This is a genomic window from Deinococcus sp. AJ005 (assembly GCF_009017495.1).
GTDB lineage: Bacteria > Deinococcota > Deinococci > Deinococcales > Deinococcaceae > Deinococcus.
In genome coordinates this window covers 2564432-2577760 of record NZ_CP044990.1, presented here as the reverse complement: position 1 = coordinate 2577760, position 13329 = coordinate 2564432, and the positions used below count along the sequence as shown (strand labels likewise).

Annotated in this window: 15 protein-coding genes; 6 read left to right on the top strand and 9 right to left on the bottom strand. The window is 65.7% G+C overall.

The window, feature by feature from the left end:
* Positions 1-276 precede the first annotated feature (276 nt).
* The 3 genes from DAAJ005_RS14360 to DAAJ005_RS14350 form a co-directional block, all read right to left on the bottom strand.
* Positions 277-885: a hypothetical protein gene (locus DAAJ005_RS14360; RefSeq protein WP_151847712.1), complete on the bottom strand. Its 609-nt coding sequence runs from the start codon at positions 883-885 to the stop codon at positions 277-279.
* A gap of 109 nt (positions 886-994) precedes the next feature.
* The gene (locus DAAJ005_RS14355) at positions 995-1579 is read right to left on the bottom strand and encodes a response regulator transcription factor (RefSeq protein WP_029483556.1); all 585 of its coding nucleotides are present in this window, start codon (positions 1577-1579) and stop codon (positions 995-997) included.
* Positions 1576-2664, bottom strand: a complete 1089-nt coding sequence (locus tag DAAJ005_RS14350) for a sensor histidine kinase (protein ID WP_370519722.1) — start codon at positions 2662-2664, stop codon at positions 1576-1578. The genes DAAJ005_RS14355 and DAAJ005_RS14350 overlap by 4 nt, the downstream gene beginning before the upstream one ends.
* An 81-nt stretch (positions 2665-2745) precedes the next feature.
* Here DAAJ005_RS14350 and DAAJ005_RS14345 point away from each other — a divergent pair, with 81 nt between their 5' ends.
* From DAAJ005_RS14345 to DAAJ005_RS14335, 3 genes are all read left to right on the top strand, one after another.
* The gene (locus DAAJ005_RS14345) at positions 2746-3405 is read left to right on the top strand and encodes an MBL fold metallo-hydrolase (protein WP_151847711.1); all 660 of its coding nucleotides are present in this window, start codon (positions 2746-2748) and stop codon (positions 3403-3405) included.
* A 101-nt stretch (positions 3406-3506) separates the two neighbouring features.
* Complete coding sequence (locus DAAJ005_RS14340; protein ID WP_151847710.1) at positions 3507-4181, top strand: DUF2270 domain-containing protein; 675 nt, start codon at positions 3507-3509, stop codon at positions 4179-4181.
* Positions 4182-4257: 76 nt separating this feature from the next.
* The gene (locus DAAJ005_RS14335) at positions 4258-4734 is read left to right on the top strand and encodes a hypothetical protein (RefSeq protein WP_151847709.1); all 477 of its coding nucleotides are present in this window, start codon (positions 4258-4260) and stop codon (positions 4732-4734) included.
* Between the two features lie 12 nt (positions 4735-4746).
* On the opposite strand, the gene DAAJ005_RS14330 is transcribed toward DAAJ005_RS14335, so the two are convergent.
* A complete protein-coding gene (locus DAAJ005_RS14330; RefSeq protein ID WP_151847708.1) occupies positions 4747-5979 on the bottom strand; it encodes a VWA domain-containing protein in 1233 nt (410 codons plus the stop codon).
* Positions 5976-6878, bottom strand: coding sequence for a MoxR family ATPase (locus DAAJ005_RS14325; RefSeq protein WP_226342442.1), 903 nt, complete (start codon positions 6876-6878; stop codon positions 5976-5978). The genes DAAJ005_RS14330 and DAAJ005_RS14325 overlap by 4 nt, the downstream gene beginning before the upstream one ends.
* Before the next feature lie 636 nt (positions 6879-7514).
* Between DAAJ005_RS14325 and DAAJ005_RS14320 the strand changes: the two genes are divergently transcribed.
* Positions 7515-7811, top strand: a complete 297-nt coding sequence (locus DAAJ005_RS14320) for a hypothetical protein (RefSeq protein ID WP_151847707.1) — start codon at positions 7515-7517, stop codon at positions 7809-7811.
* Positions 7812-7876: 65 nt separating this feature from the next.
* Here DAAJ005_RS14320 and DAAJ005_RS14315 read toward each other — a convergent pair whose 3' ends face one another.
* Positions 7877-9091 carry a saccharopine dehydrogenase family protein gene (locus tag DAAJ005_RS14315; RefSeq protein WP_151847706.1) on the bottom strand — a complete coding sequence of 405 codons (1215 nt, stop codon included), beginning with the start codon at positions 9089-9091 and terminating at the stop codon, positions 7877-7879.
* A gap of 73 nt (positions 9092-9164) precedes the next feature.
* Between DAAJ005_RS14315 and DAAJ005_RS14310 the strand changes: the two genes are divergently transcribed.
* The gene (locus DAAJ005_RS14310) at positions 9165-9584 is read left to right on the top strand and encodes a hypothetical protein (protein ID WP_151847705.1); all 420 of its coding nucleotides are present in this window, start codon (positions 9165-9167) and stop codon (positions 9582-9584) included.
* A 5-nt stretch (positions 9585-9589) separates the two neighbouring features.
* On the opposite strand, the gene DAAJ005_RS14305 is transcribed toward DAAJ005_RS14310, so the two are convergent.
* From DAAJ005_RS14305 to DAAJ005_RS14295, 3 genes are read right to left on the bottom strand one after another with little or no spacing between them, the layout of a single operon-like run.
* Positions 9590-10360 carry a CDP-alcohol phosphatidyltransferase family protein gene (locus DAAJ005_RS14305; protein WP_226342441.1) on the bottom strand — a complete coding sequence of 257 codons (771 nt, stop codon included), beginning with the start codon at positions 10358-10360 and terminating at the stop codon, positions 9590-9592.
* A gap of 59 nt (positions 10361-10419) precedes the next feature.
* Positions 10420-10791: a hypothetical protein gene (locus DAAJ005_RS14300; RefSeq protein WP_151847704.1), complete on the bottom strand. Its 372-nt coding sequence runs from the start codon at positions 10789-10791 to the stop codon at positions 10420-10422.
* Positions 10788-11684 carry a hypothetical protein gene (locus DAAJ005_RS14295; RefSeq protein WP_151847703.1) on the bottom strand — a complete coding sequence of 299 codons (897 nt, stop codon included), beginning with the start codon at positions 11682-11684 and terminating at the stop codon, positions 10788-10790. Before DAAJ005_RS14295 ends, DAAJ005_RS14300 begins: the two co-directional genes overlap by 4 nt.
* Before the next feature lie 233 nt (positions 11685-11917).
* On the opposite strand from DAAJ005_RS14295, the gene DAAJ005_RS14290 reads away from it, so the two are divergent.
* Positions 11918-13273: a S9 family peptidase gene (locus tag DAAJ005_RS14290; protein ID WP_192930781.1), complete on the top strand. Its 1356-nt coding sequence runs from the start codon at positions 11918-11920 to the stop codon at positions 13271-13273.
* Positions 13274-13329: the final 56 nt, after the last annotated feature.

The following is a 13329-nucleotide window of genomic DNA, read 5'->3' as shown; positions in this document are numbered from 1 at the left end:
GCTGATCCAGATGGGTTTCTGGCTGGCTGCATGTTCAGTCGCTACATGTTCGGGCGAGACGCCAGAGAAGTTCAGGTGGTCTCCTGTGCCGTCTTCGAGCGCAGCCGAAAGCGTGGGAATCCGTTCGGGATAAGCGCCCGTGGCCTGATTCCAGTGTTGAAAGTTACCTGTGCCGACAGTTTCGGGCGAGATTGATGGCACAAAAAAATGGCCCGGAAACCAGTCCGGGCAGGGCAGCGAAACCCCAATGTTATTCCGTGGGGGCTGAAATGGCCCTCAGAAGCGGTAGGTGACCCCCAGATTCACGCCGGGCAGGAACAGTGCCACGCCGCCGCCGCCCGCCGCGCCGAAGCCGACGCGCGCCTTGGCCTCGGCAAAGTAGCCCCACGGTCCCGCGCCGAAATCTCCGCGCACGCCCCCGACGCCGCCCAGCAGGATAGCAAAGCCGGGAATGGTCCCCACGCTGGGGCCGCCGTAGGCCCGCAGCCCGCGCCCACCCCCCGATAGCAACAGGTCCACATTCACGAATGGCAGTGGACCATTGGCGTCCGGCAGCGGAATCAGCAGGGCCTCGGCACTGGCGCGCAGGGCCAGATTCACCTTGCCCAGATGGCCTATCGGCGCGCTGGCCCCGATCATCACACCCGGCAGCACGTAGAACTCGGTGCCTACGCCGCCCCAGACGGTGAAACGGTCCGGCGCAGGCTGCGGTGTCGGCGTGATGACTACCTGCGGCGCACCCGGCACCACTTGCAGCGTCTGCTGCTGCGGCGGCTGAACGAAAATGGGCGTGCCGGACTCTGCTGGCGTGGTCTGGGCACTGGCCAAGGGGGCAGCGGCGAGGGCGAAGGCGAGAGCCAGCGTTCGGGTCAGAGCAGTTTGCATGGTTGACCCAGCGTAGCGGATGCCGGGAGACAAGCGGGCTGGAATGGCGAATCAAAAATCAGGGAGAAGGCGTGCAGGCCCTCTCCCCAGTGAACACTCTGCAATTCCCTCAATGCAGCAGGCCGATGCTGCGGGCGCGGCTGACCGCCTGGGTACGGTCCCCGGCGTCCAGCTTGGCGTACAGGCGGGCCAGATGGTCCTTGACGGTGTCGGGGCTGACGCCCAAGCTCTTGGCGATCTCCTTATTGCTGTAGCCCTGAGCCAGCAGCGGCAGCACTTCCGATTCGCGGGGGGTCAATCTGGGCACGTCCACCTGCGGCAGGCGGTCAATCTCGGGGTGGGCCACGATGTCACGGAGCTGGCGGGCCAGACTCTCGGGATCGGTTTCCTTGCTGACGTAGCCGCGCGCCCCGGCGGCGCGGGCAGCCTGCACGATGGCCGGTTCAGCGAAGGTGGTGATCAGCACGCTGACGACCTGCGGGTGGGTCATGCGCAGGCGTTCGCAGACCTCGATGCCGGTCATGCCGGGCATCTTGATGTCCAGCAGCGCGGCGTCGGGTTGCAGGGTTCGGCAGGCGTCCAGGGCGCTCAGGCCGTCGGCGGCCTCGGCCACCACATCGAAACCCTGGTGCATCAGGGCGTACTTGAGACCCATACGGAACAGCGGGTGATCGTCGGCGATAACAAGTTTCATGGGGTGACCTCCGGGAGAGTCAGCGTGAAGATGGTGGGCAGGGTAGATGCGAGGAGGGCGGGAGCGAAGTCGTGGCTGGGCAGTTGGTGGGGTTGGTGGGCGTAGTGCAGCTCTCCGCCGTGCGCCTCGGCAATGCGGCGGGCGATGAACAGGCCCAGCCCGGCGGTTCCGGCGGTGTACTGCTGTCCGGCGATGGTGGTGGGCTGCGAGGTAAACGGCTGGGCCAGTTGCGCCAGCGAGCCGCCCAGGCCGGGGCCGTCGTCGGCGACCACCAGACCGTCTGGCGTCACGAGCAGTTCCACCTTCGAGCGGGCGTAGCGAATGGCGTTCTCGGTCAGGTTGGTCACGGCCCGCTCCAGCACCGGGGCGTCGGCCAGGGCGTAGCCGTGCCCGTCCACGGTCAGTTCCAGGCCGCCCCACTCGGCCTGCGGCTGCACCCGGCGGGCCACGCCGTCCAGCAGGGCGCGTAGATCGGTGGGGACCGCCTGGATGCTCACGTCCTCGCGCTCGAAACGGTGGGCGTCGGCCATCTGCTGCACCAGCGCCAGCAGGCGGGCGGTCTCGGCCTGCATCTGCGTGCCTACCTCCTTGCGCTCGGCTTCGGGCAGCGGCAGATTCACCAGCGCGTGTGTGAGGTGCCCGGCGGCGATCAGCGGGGTTTTCAGGTCATGCACCAGCGTCGCCATGAAGGCGTTGCGGCGCGTTTGCTCGGTGCTCAGGCGGCCCAGCAGGTCCGAGAAGGCGCGGCGCAGCAGCAGAATTTCCGCCGGGTCGTCGCTGTGGGCACCCAGTTCGCCGCCCTCCACCTCGGCCTGAAGGCGGCTGAGGGGCCGCAGCAGCGCGCCGCTGAGAACATAACCCACCATTCCACACAGAACGCCCACCAGCAGCATCCAGCCCAGCAGTGCGCCCGCCGGAAGGTTGGGCTGGGCGGTCAGCGTGAGGACCAGATTGGGCAGGAAAGCTAGCAGAAAGATCACGAGTGCGAACTGAGTCCGCAGGGTGTTGCGCGAGGCCCTGCGCCGCACGGCCAGGCCGCCGTGCGGGTCATCGGCGGGGGATTCGGTGATCAGGCGGCCACTCACAAAACTCAGCTTATGGGGGGGGGTCTGACAGAACCCTCACGGGGTGGGGGGAGGGGAGGGCTTGACCAGTAGACTGCGCCTATGCTTCAGCCTTCTGTTCATGGTCACGTTCGCGTGTGGTCCCTGCCCACCGGCCCCTTGCAGGAAAACGCCGTGCTGGTGGCGGGTGCGCAGAATGAGGGCTTCCTCTTTGATCCCGGCGACGACGCGGCCCAGATTCTGGCCCTGGTGCGGGATTCCGGCGTGACGGTGCGCGGTATTCTGCTGACCCACGCGCACTTTGACCACATCGGGGCGGTGCAGCCCGTGCGCGAGGCGTTGCGGGTTCCAGTCTGGCTGCACCCCGCTGATCTGCCGCTGTATGGCCTGGGCGCGGCCTCGGCGCAGAGGTGGAATCTGCCCTTTATCCAGCCGGATGCCCCAGACCACGAAATCGCGCAGGATCAGACCTTCACAGCGGGTGACCTGATCCTGACGGCCCGCGAGTTGCCGGGGCACGCGCCGGGGCATGTGGTTTTTCTGGCGGGCACGGATGGAGATAAGGGCGTGGTGGTGGCTGGGGACACGCTGTTTCAGGGCAGCATCGGGCGTACCGATCTGCCGGGAGGTGATCACGCCGCGCTGCTGGCGGGCATCACCCGCGAACTGCTGACGCTGCCCGACGCCACTGCCGTCTATTCCGGCCACGGCGGGGCCACCACGGTGGGGGCGGAACGGCGTAGCAATCCCTTCTTGCGCTGATTTTGCGCTGAGGGCTGTTGCGGGGGCAGAAATGAAAGCGAGGTGGCGAAAGACCTGCCCGGACGCGCTACGCTGGGCGGCATGATTCAGGAACGGGGCTGATGCCGGGCGCAGGCGGCGGGCCGGGCGCGGTGCTGGCCCCCGGTCTGACCGAGGTCAGTTACAGCACCAACCAGGCCAACGCGCTGATCCACCTGTACCGCGCCGAAGTCGGCAAGATGACCGCGTGGCGGCAGCGGCTGGACATGACCACCAACTGGTCCGTGGTGACCAGCGCGGGTCTGGCCTCGTTTGCGCTGGGGGATGCGGGCAACAGCCACGCCACCTTCCTGTTCGCCATGTTCATGAACTACTTTTTTCTGCGCCTGGAGGCCCGCCGCTTCCGCACCTACGAGATTGCCCACCACCGCGTGCGGATCATGGAGCGCTTCTTCTATCCGGCCATGCTGGGGGACCGGGTGGACCCCGGCTGGCACCAGTTGCTGCTGGCCGAACTGAGCAAGCCGCGCAGCCCCATGAGCCGCAATGACGCGCTGGGCTGGCGGCTGGGGCGCAATTACCTGTGGATCTATGCGGCGGTGCTGCTGGCGTGGTTTGCCAAGCTGGACCTGGAACAGCCCAAGGGCTACGTCCTGACCTTTCCCGACGCCTTCGCGCTGGCCGACATCGGCAACTTTCCGGGCTGGCTGGTCTTCGCCATCGTCGGTGTGTTCTATAGCTACCTGATCTGGCTGGCCGTGCGCGCTGCCCGCACCTATCCGCTGGAAGAGGGCTGAGCCGCAGAGGGCTGAGCGTAGTACGGGTGGGAATCCGCATCAGACACACTTCATGAGATCTCGTTAGGCTCCCTGCATGCGTTCCATGCGTCCCCTTGCCGCCGCCCTGCTGCTGCCCCCCCTTCTCAGCGGCTGCGCCTTTGGCGCGTATATCAGCCCCCTGACCCCGCTGGAACGCGCCGCGAACGGCACCTACGAGGGCATCGGCGTGGGCGGCACAGGTCGCGTGCCCTACCGCATGACTCTGACCGTGCAGGAGCGCGAGGGCCGCGCCACCGGGGTGATCACCAATCTGGAAAGCCGTAAGGCGTACGCGGCCAGCGGCCCGTTTAAGCGCAGTGCCACGGGCGGCGCGCTGGAACTGGGTTTGTATGAAAACGGCGACAAGCACCGGGGCAACCTGCACGCCACATTGACCGGCACGAAAATCAGCGGCGTGCTGCGAACCGTGCTGCTGGGCCGCGAACTGCTGGGCTACACCATCGAATTGAATCAGGTGCCAGAGGGTGTGCCGCCCACTGCGCCTGCCGTGTCTGTTCCAGCAACACCGTGAGCCTGGGTAAAGTTAGTTCCTCTGCTGAATGCGGCGGCCCAGACGGTGTAAGTCCTCCATGCCCCCGGCGGGTAGCAGGGCGTCCAGATGGGGCAGTGCCGCTTGAATGGCCCGCTGCACCGGCTGATACTCCGGCAGCGCGGCCAGCGGTGAGAGCCAGATTACGCGCCCTGCCCGCGCCTTCAGGTCGCGCAGGGCGCGTTCCAGCACATCCGGTTCGCCCGTGTCCAGCCCGTCGCTAAGGATTAAAACCAGCGTGTCCCGGTTCACGCGTTCGCGTTCCTGGCGGGCCAGTTGCAGCAGATTTTCGCCGATGCGGGTGCCGCCGCCCCATGCCTCACCCAGATCGGGAAGGGCCAGCGGCTGGCCTGGAGAGGCGTGGCGTAGATACGGGGTCAGCCGGGTCAGTCCGGTAGAAAAGGCATAGACCTCCACCCGGCGCGTCCGCAGAGACAGCGCGTGGGCAAACCGCAGCAGCAGCGTGGCGTCGCGGCCCATGCTGCGGCTGCCATCCAGCACCAGCAGAAAGCGCGGGGAACGGCGCGGACGCCCCAGCCAGCGCAGCAGCGCCGGATCGCCTGCGGTGCGGGCAGCGGCGCGCAGGGTGCGGCGGGCATCCAGCTTCGGCCCCCGCGCCATTGGCCTCAGCCGCCGGGACCGCCCCAGTTCCACCGCCCGGATCAGCGCCGTGGCAGCGCGCAACAGCTCCCGCAAATCACCGTCTTCAGACCTGACTTCGCCCCCCGCTCCCGCATTCGGGCTGAGACGGGTCTGCACGGTCTGAAAGTCGCCACCAGAATCATCCGGGTCGTCCTTGGATTCACTCTGCGGCTGGGCCTTCACGGTGGTTAGTTCCGGTTCCTCCCCGGGGGTGGGTGGAGCCGGGGCGGGGGCCTCTCCGTCGCCTTCCTGCTGTTTTTTGGGCGTGGTCTCGGTTTCCTGTTCCGTGCCGGGGGCCTCGGTTTCGGGCAGCAGAGGCGGAAGTTCGGGTGGGGCTAGACTGCCCTCAGTGCGGAAGAAGGTGTTGAACTCGTGGTCAAAGATGCGGGCCTGTTCTGGCTGGGCAATCAGCACGGCACGCAGGGCGTCGCGCAGTTGACGTTTGCTCAGCACGTCCACCACGCCCGCAGCCCTCAGCGCGTCACTCGCTTCTCCCGGTCCCACCAGAAAGCCGTGCCGCACGCGCAACCGCGCCACGAAAGCAGTGATCTGGGCCGACAGTTCGGCAGAGATGGGGTCGCTCACCCCGCCTCCGCCCGGCCCGCCCCCCCCCGCCCCGCTATACCACGCAATGTCGGTGCGGCCAGCAAATGGTCCTCGCGTAGCTTCAGCACCGCGCCCAGGCTGGCCTCGATGCTGGCAGCGTCTAGATGGTCCCGGTGCAGGTATAGCAGCGCCGCCGCCCAGTCCAGCGTCTCGGCCACCCCCGGCGGTTTGCCCAGCGGCAACTGGCGCAGGGCATGTACGGCGTCGGTGATCTGCCGGGCTAGCGCCGCGTCGATGCCAGGGAGCCGCGCCTGCACGATCTCCAGTTCCTGCCGCGCGGTGGGGTATTCCACCCAGTGGTACAGGCAGCGGCGGCGCAGCGCGTCACTCAGCTCGCGGCTGCGGTTGCTGGTCAGAATGGTATGCGGGCGCGTGCGGGCCGGGATAGTTCCCAGTTCCGGCACGGTGATCTGCCACTCGGCCAGCAATTCCAGCAGAAAGGCTTCAAAGGCGTCGTCGGCACGGTCAATCTCGTCGATCAGCAGCACCGGGGCCACGTCCTGCTGAATGGCCTGGAGCAGCGGGCGGGCCATCAGGAAGCGTTCGCCGTACAGTTCGTCGTCGTCCACCCGGCCCCCGCTGATCTCCGCCGAGCGCAGGTACAGTAGTTGGCGGGCGTAATTCCACTCGTACAGCGCGGCCTGCGCGTCCAGCCCCTCGTAGCATTGCAACCGGATCAGGCGCGTTCCCAGCGCCGCCGCCAGCGTCTTGGCCGCCTCGGTTTTGCCCACCCCTGCCGGACCTTCCAGCAGCAGCGGCTTTTGAAGTGCCGGAACAAGGCGCAGCGCCGTGGCCAGCGCGTCTCCGGCCACGTAGCCCTGCGCCCGGAAGGCGGTTTGCAGGGCGGCGGGGTCCGTCAGGTCAACCGGAGGGGTCACGCGCCGCCGCCGGGCAGGCGCAGCGTGGATCGAACAGAACTGAACATGGCCCAGTATCGCGCATGCCGCCTGCCTTGTTCTGTCTCAAAACCCTGTCTTCAACGGTGAGGACACTTTTGGCAACGGTTTGGGGAAATACCCGAAAAACCCCGTTTAGGGCCTGACGCCGATCATGGAAAGCCCCTCTGGGACAGCAACAAGACGAATCCATTCACTCCTCAAAATGAACAGGCCACGTTTTTTCCTCGGCTTTGAATCACCTCTCGCGCTCAAGGTGCAGCACATTGAAAAGACAGCTTCTGGTTGCAGAATCCCACAGGCTCAGCGAAAGGCCAGTTTCGATCTCCAATATGCGGAAAACGCTTTCCCAGACGGCCTGGATTCTGGCTCGCTCAAGCCCTAAACGGGGTCGAAAAGTATTTCTGGGACGCCATTCTCGCTCCCCCCTCTCCTGCGGAGCTGTGCCAGTCCCAGCCTCCCCCGTAGGGGGGAGGAGCTAAAACCTCGTGTTTATCGGGTGGTCATCCCTCAAATTTGGAAACTGTCCGAACCATTAGTCTTGGAATCGTGCCTTAATGTTAGTTTTGGCCCCCGCAAGTGAGCGAACGGTCAGAGGCGCGGGCCTAAGCTGCGCCCATGACCTTCCCCCTGCTGTTGTGCGTCCTGAGTGCCCTGAGTGCTGGCCTGTACTTCGGCAGGGACTTTGCTGAGGCGCACCGCCGGGGTCAGAATCTGCTGCGCTCCGTGCTGCCCCACTTTGCCGTGTCCGCCGTGCTGGTGGCCCTGAGCATAGGGCTGGACGGCACGGAACTGGGCCTGTTGTGGATGACCGTCGCCACCGCCAGTCTGCTGGGACTGGCGCTGGGTACGCTGCTGCCGCGCCCGCTGGTGGCCGCTGTGCCCGTGCCGCGTCAGGGCATCCCCGCAGCCTGATTTTCAAGAATTGAACGCGCCGCCCCTCCGTTTCAGGAGCTGGGCGGCGCACTCGCTTTGACCGACTACTTCACCAGTTCGATGCCCGCCAGCTCGTCCACTGGCAGGCCCCACTCGTTCATGGCGGCAATAAACGGATCGGGGTCAAATTCCTCAACGTTGTACACGCCCGCCTTCTTCCACACGCCCGTCAGCATCAGCATCGCGCCGATCATGGCCGGAACGCCCGTGGTGTAACTCACACCCTGCGCCTGCACTTCTTGATACGTCTGGGCGTGATCGGTGACGTTGTAGACGAAATGCACCTTTTCCTCGCCGTCCTTGCCAATGCCTTTGGCCTGCACGCCGATGCACGTCTGCCCGGTGTAGTTGGCGGCCAGTGATTCGGGCACGGGCAGGACGGCCTTCAGGAATTCGATGGGCGCAATTTTCTGGCCCCGGAAGTCAATCGGCTCGATGCTGGTCATGCCGATGCCTTCCAGTACGTTCAGATGCTTGATGTACGACTCGCCGAAGGTCATCCAGAAGCGCGCCCGCTTGATGGTGGGGAAGTTAATGACCAGCGATTCGAGTTCCTCGTGATACAGCACGAAGCTCTTGCGGGTGGCGACTTTGGGGTAATAGATGTCCTGGGAAATCTCCAGCGGCGCGGTCTCGATCCACTCGCCGTCTTCCCAGTAGCGTCCGTTGGCGGTGATCTCGCGGATGTTGATCTCGGGGTTGAAGTTGGTGGCGAACGCCTTGCCGTGATCGCCGTTGTTGCAGTCGATGATGTCCAGATAATGGATTTCTTTGAAATGGTGCTTGGCGTGGTGAGCGGTGAACACCTGCGTCGCCCCCGGATCGAAGCCACAGCCCAGCAGGGCCATCAGGCCAGCTTTCTCGAAGCGTTCGCGGTAGGCCCATTGCCAGGAATACTCGAACTTGGCCACGTCCTTGGGTTCGTAGTTGGCGGTGTCCAGGTAATGCACCCCTGTTTCCAGGCAGGCGTCCATGATGGTCAGGTCCTGGTAGGGCAGCGCCACGTTGATGACCATTGCCGGGCCAAATTCGCGGATCACCTTGACCAGTTCCGGCACGTTGTCGGCGTCCACCGTCGTCGTACTGAATTGCGTCTTGCTGTCCGGCAGATGCTCGTGAATCTCGGCCACGATGGCATCGGCCTTGCGGACCGTGCGGGTGGCGATCAGGACTTCCGTGAACACGCCGTCGTTCTGCGCGCACTTCTTGGCGACGACGTTTGCCACGCCGCCCGCTCCGATAATGATGACCTTGCTCATGGCCCGGAGTGTAGCGCGGCGGCGGTTTGTCCGGGACGGTTGCGGGGGCCGCTCAGGATAGGCTGGACGCCAGATGAGCAAGCGTTCTCGCCCCAAAAAACAATCCGGCAGGCAGCCCACCAAAAAACTCGGTCAGCCACCTGCCGCGCCAGCCGTCAGGGCCGCCGAACTGCGCGACATCACGCCTGCTGAACGCGGCAGGGCCGCCCGCAGCTTCTACTGGATTCTGGGGGCCTTCGTGCTGGGCATCGGCGTGATCGTCGCCACGCTGGCGGTGCAGAGCAAGGCGGCCCGCGATTACGGCCAGCGCGTTGTGCAGGCGGTGCAGGCCACCAAACCGTCCGAGAACGCGTCCTACGGGCTGAAGTGCGTCACGGCGCTGCCGGGGGCGCTCCCGCGCGGCATTCTGGACTGCGACGTGACTGTGGACCGGGGCAAGGTGGGCGTGGTCTTGCAGGCCGAGGGCGATAAGCAGTACCGACTGGGAGAGTAGGAACTTCAGGTGCGGGAAACCGTCTCGCGTTTGACCTGCCCCTCCCGCCAGCGCTGAACGCCCAGCAGCACCAGTGCCTGCACAGGCAGAGACCGGGTGTAGAGCTGTGGTCTGTCCGCCAGCAGACACGCGCCCAGAAAGGCCAGTTGCGTCGTTAATCCGAGATTCGCTGCGACGGCGGTGATGGGCAGCGGCGTGTAAGCTCGGCGCTCCTCCGGCGTCGGAGAATTGCCTGCCACAGCTGTCAACCGAGTCTCGAACCAGCCCCCCAGCACGCGCTCCTGCGGGATAAAGTAAGCGGCATATACGGTTTTTAGAACCGCCAGCACACGCAGATCATCGCCCGCCTGCGCCGCCCCTTCCCGGAACACCTCGCCCCGCGCTGTACGGTGATCGCGTTCCCACAGGAAATCGGTGGTCAGGATCAGGCTTTGCAGCACGGTCAAGGGAATTCCGGCTCGGCCCGCAATCGCCACGTTCAGCGCCAGATCGACCACCAGATCCATCTCGGTGTCCAGATACCGGCCCGTCTCGGTGGTCTGCCCGGTGGCGCGGGCCAGTTGACCGTCCAGATTGTCCAGCACGGTCTTGACTTGCAGCAGCAGCGCGGGCGTCAGGCGCGAGCGCCACCACGGGCCGCCGCGCCGGATCAGCCACGCTGCGTACACCCCCAGCGCCGTGTGGAACAGCACCACATGGGCCGGATTCACGTTCTGCCGGGCCAGCGGGTCCACCAGCAGTTGCGCCAGCGGGCGGTAGACGCGCTCGTTCAGCACCTCGTCGGCAGGGCGTTTCTTGCGCGTCCCCTCCAGGCTGGAGTGTGGGCTGTCCCCGCCTATCGCCGTCCCCCGTACTTGGGTGGCCCCTTCTTGACCCCGGCGTAGCGGTTGCGTTCCTTGCGTTTCTGGGCGCTGCTGAGGGTTGATTTGCCGCCCTTGCCCGAGGTGACTCCTGCGCCAGCCCCACGGCGCGGCGCGAAGGAATCCACCAGCAGAAAGCGCGCCATCGGCACATACAGGATCAGGATAAAGACCAGACTGCCCCACCAGGTATTCAGGTACGGGCGCAGCGGCGTCAGCGCCAGCAAGCTGCTGATCAGCGTGGCGACGGTGGCAAACAGCACCACACGGATGACCAGTTTGAGCAGTTTGGTGCGGGTAAACCCAGGATCGGGATCGGGGGTGATCAGCCAGCGCCAGAAATTCATGGGGTCTCCTGAGAGGGTGGTGTCGTTGAGAGGAGGGCCGTGGGATTGAGTTTTTCCGCGAAGGCTTCCAGGCCGTCAAATTCAGTCTGTCCGGGATTCAGATCAATTCGCAGTGTGGGCAGGTGCATCTTGGCGGCAATGCGGTCCAGGGCCGCCGCCGCCGCGCCGTCGTGGGCGGGGGAGACCAGCAGCACGCCGCGCACTGCGCTCTTGCCCGCCAGCATCGAGGCCGCGCCGAACAGTTCGCGCTCGCCTGCCGGAACTTTTGCGGCGTCATGCATGCGTTCAGCCCGGCGCATCACGTCACTGTGCGGCAACTCGGGCGAGAAGACGCCGTGCAGGCCAGCCGCCTCCAGCGCGGGGCGCAGGCTGCCGGACAGCACGTCCTCGGCCAGGAGGGTGCGCGGGCCGATCACGGCCACGGTGACCAGCCCGGCGCGGCCCAGCGGGGGCATGCTGATCCGGGGTTCGGCGGCCAGCAGGCGCACCTTGGTCAGTGCGCCGCGCACTGCGCTGCCGTTCTGCGAGACCCGCAGGCCCACCTCTGCCGCATGGCCTTCCAGATCAGGACCGCCCAGGTCGGGCACGGGGATCAGCGTGGGCAGGCCACTGATGCGCCGGGGCAGCAACTCGGTCAGCGCCTCGCTCCAGGCGTCGTTCGACACGGCAGGCCACTCGGGCAGCAGCACGGCGTCCACGGCCTCCAGCGCCAGGATGCGGCCCAGCGCCAGTTGCACCGTCGTCGGCTCGCCGGGCAGGCTCTGCTGGCCCAGCGCCAGGGCCTCCGCATCGTCCAGGGCAGGCGTCACGGCCTCCACGTCCAGTTCTTTCAGGTACGCCGCCCAGTACGCCCGGAGGCGCGAGGCGGGGGAATTTAACAGGCCAACTCTCATTGTGGACAGTGTACGCGGCGTGGGCGGGTGGGGGCGCTACGAGGCTCGCTATTGAACGGCCAGCGCCAGCCAGTGGGGGGCGAGGTGCAACCTCCGCTGAAGAGCGCACCAGCGAAAAGGCTGCTGTGTGGGATTGCCCAAGGCTTTCGCCTTTGCTGGTCGTGGCGCGGATGCCTAGGCTGTGCTGGCGCTGCCTGTCCTCTCTTTCCGGCCAGGAGCAAAGGAAGCTCCCCATGCCGCGAACCCTACTTCTGACCTTCTCGCTGCTGACCCTCACGGCCTGCGCGCCGTCGCTGACCGCCACTCCCCCGAACGCGGCCACGCTGGCTTTAAAAGAGCAAATTCAGCGCACGTCCCTCACTTTCCCGGCCACCGACATCCAGCTCAGCTCTGGCCTGGACGGCGGTCTGCTGCTGAGTGGACGGCTGGAGGGCCGCTATTTCAGCGCCAATTTCCCACCCGACTGGAACCACGAGGCTGTCCTGTATGCCCACGGCTACCGCCTGCCCGACGACAAACAGGACACGGCGGCCAGCGATCTGATCCAGGGTGACGATACGCGAGGCGTGCTGCCCAACGCCTACCGCCAGGGTTTTGCGGTGGCCCGTTCGGTCTATGACAAACGCGGATTTGCCGTGCAGAGCGGCATTGTCAACACCCTGCGCCTCAAGCGCTTCATGGACATGCTGGGGTCCACGCGCGATTACATCACCGGCAGCTCCCTGGGTGGCAGCGTCGTCATGGGATTGATCGAGAAATACCCGGACGCCTTCGCCGGGGCGATCTCCGGTTGCGGTGCGGTCAGCGACTGGCAGTTCGAGGTCAAATATCTGACCGATCTCAGGGCGCTCTACAATTACTTCACCCAGGGCACGCCCTACGCCCTGCCAGGCACGCAGGACGTGACGCAGGGTCCGCTTAAAGTCGATCCCAGGGAACTCCTCAAACCAGTGGGGCAGCTCTTTTTGCGGGCGAAACTGAATCCGGGGGGGCGTGAAGCCCGGCTGATCGACACCATCGCCAGCGCGGTGCCGGATGTGAAGGTCATGCCGGACATCCCCACCTTCTTCGCCTCGCTGGGCGCGCAACTGTTCGGCCTGAATGACATCACCGCGACGGCTGGGGGCATCTTCGCCTCCAACGCGGACACGGTGTATCACAGCCCGCTACTGACGGCCCAGGAAAATGCCGCGCTGAACGCCGGAATTCAGCGATACCGCGCCTCCAGCCCGCAGGCCGTCGTCTACGCGCAGGACTGGTACAGCGCCACTGGACGGTTTAAAACCAAATTGCTGACCTATCACAACACCGCCGATCCCCTGGTTCCCTTTGAGCACGAGGCGCGGCTGCGGGCGCGGGTGGAGGCCGCCGGGAACACGGCCAATCTGGTGCAACAGACGGTGGAACCCCGCTTGCAGACCCTGACCCGCGTGCTGCTCTACCGCGTGCAGGGCATCGAACACTGTGGATTTAGCTCGGAGCAGACCGCCTTTGCCTTCGCTGAACTGCGCCGCTGGGTCGAGGACGGGGTACGGCCCCAGGACGGGCTGGACATCACCCGCCCACCACAGGAAAAACCCACGCCCTGAAAATCAGCTTTTCAGAGCGTGGGGCGGAACTTCGGGCGATCAGGGTTGCCTGTGCA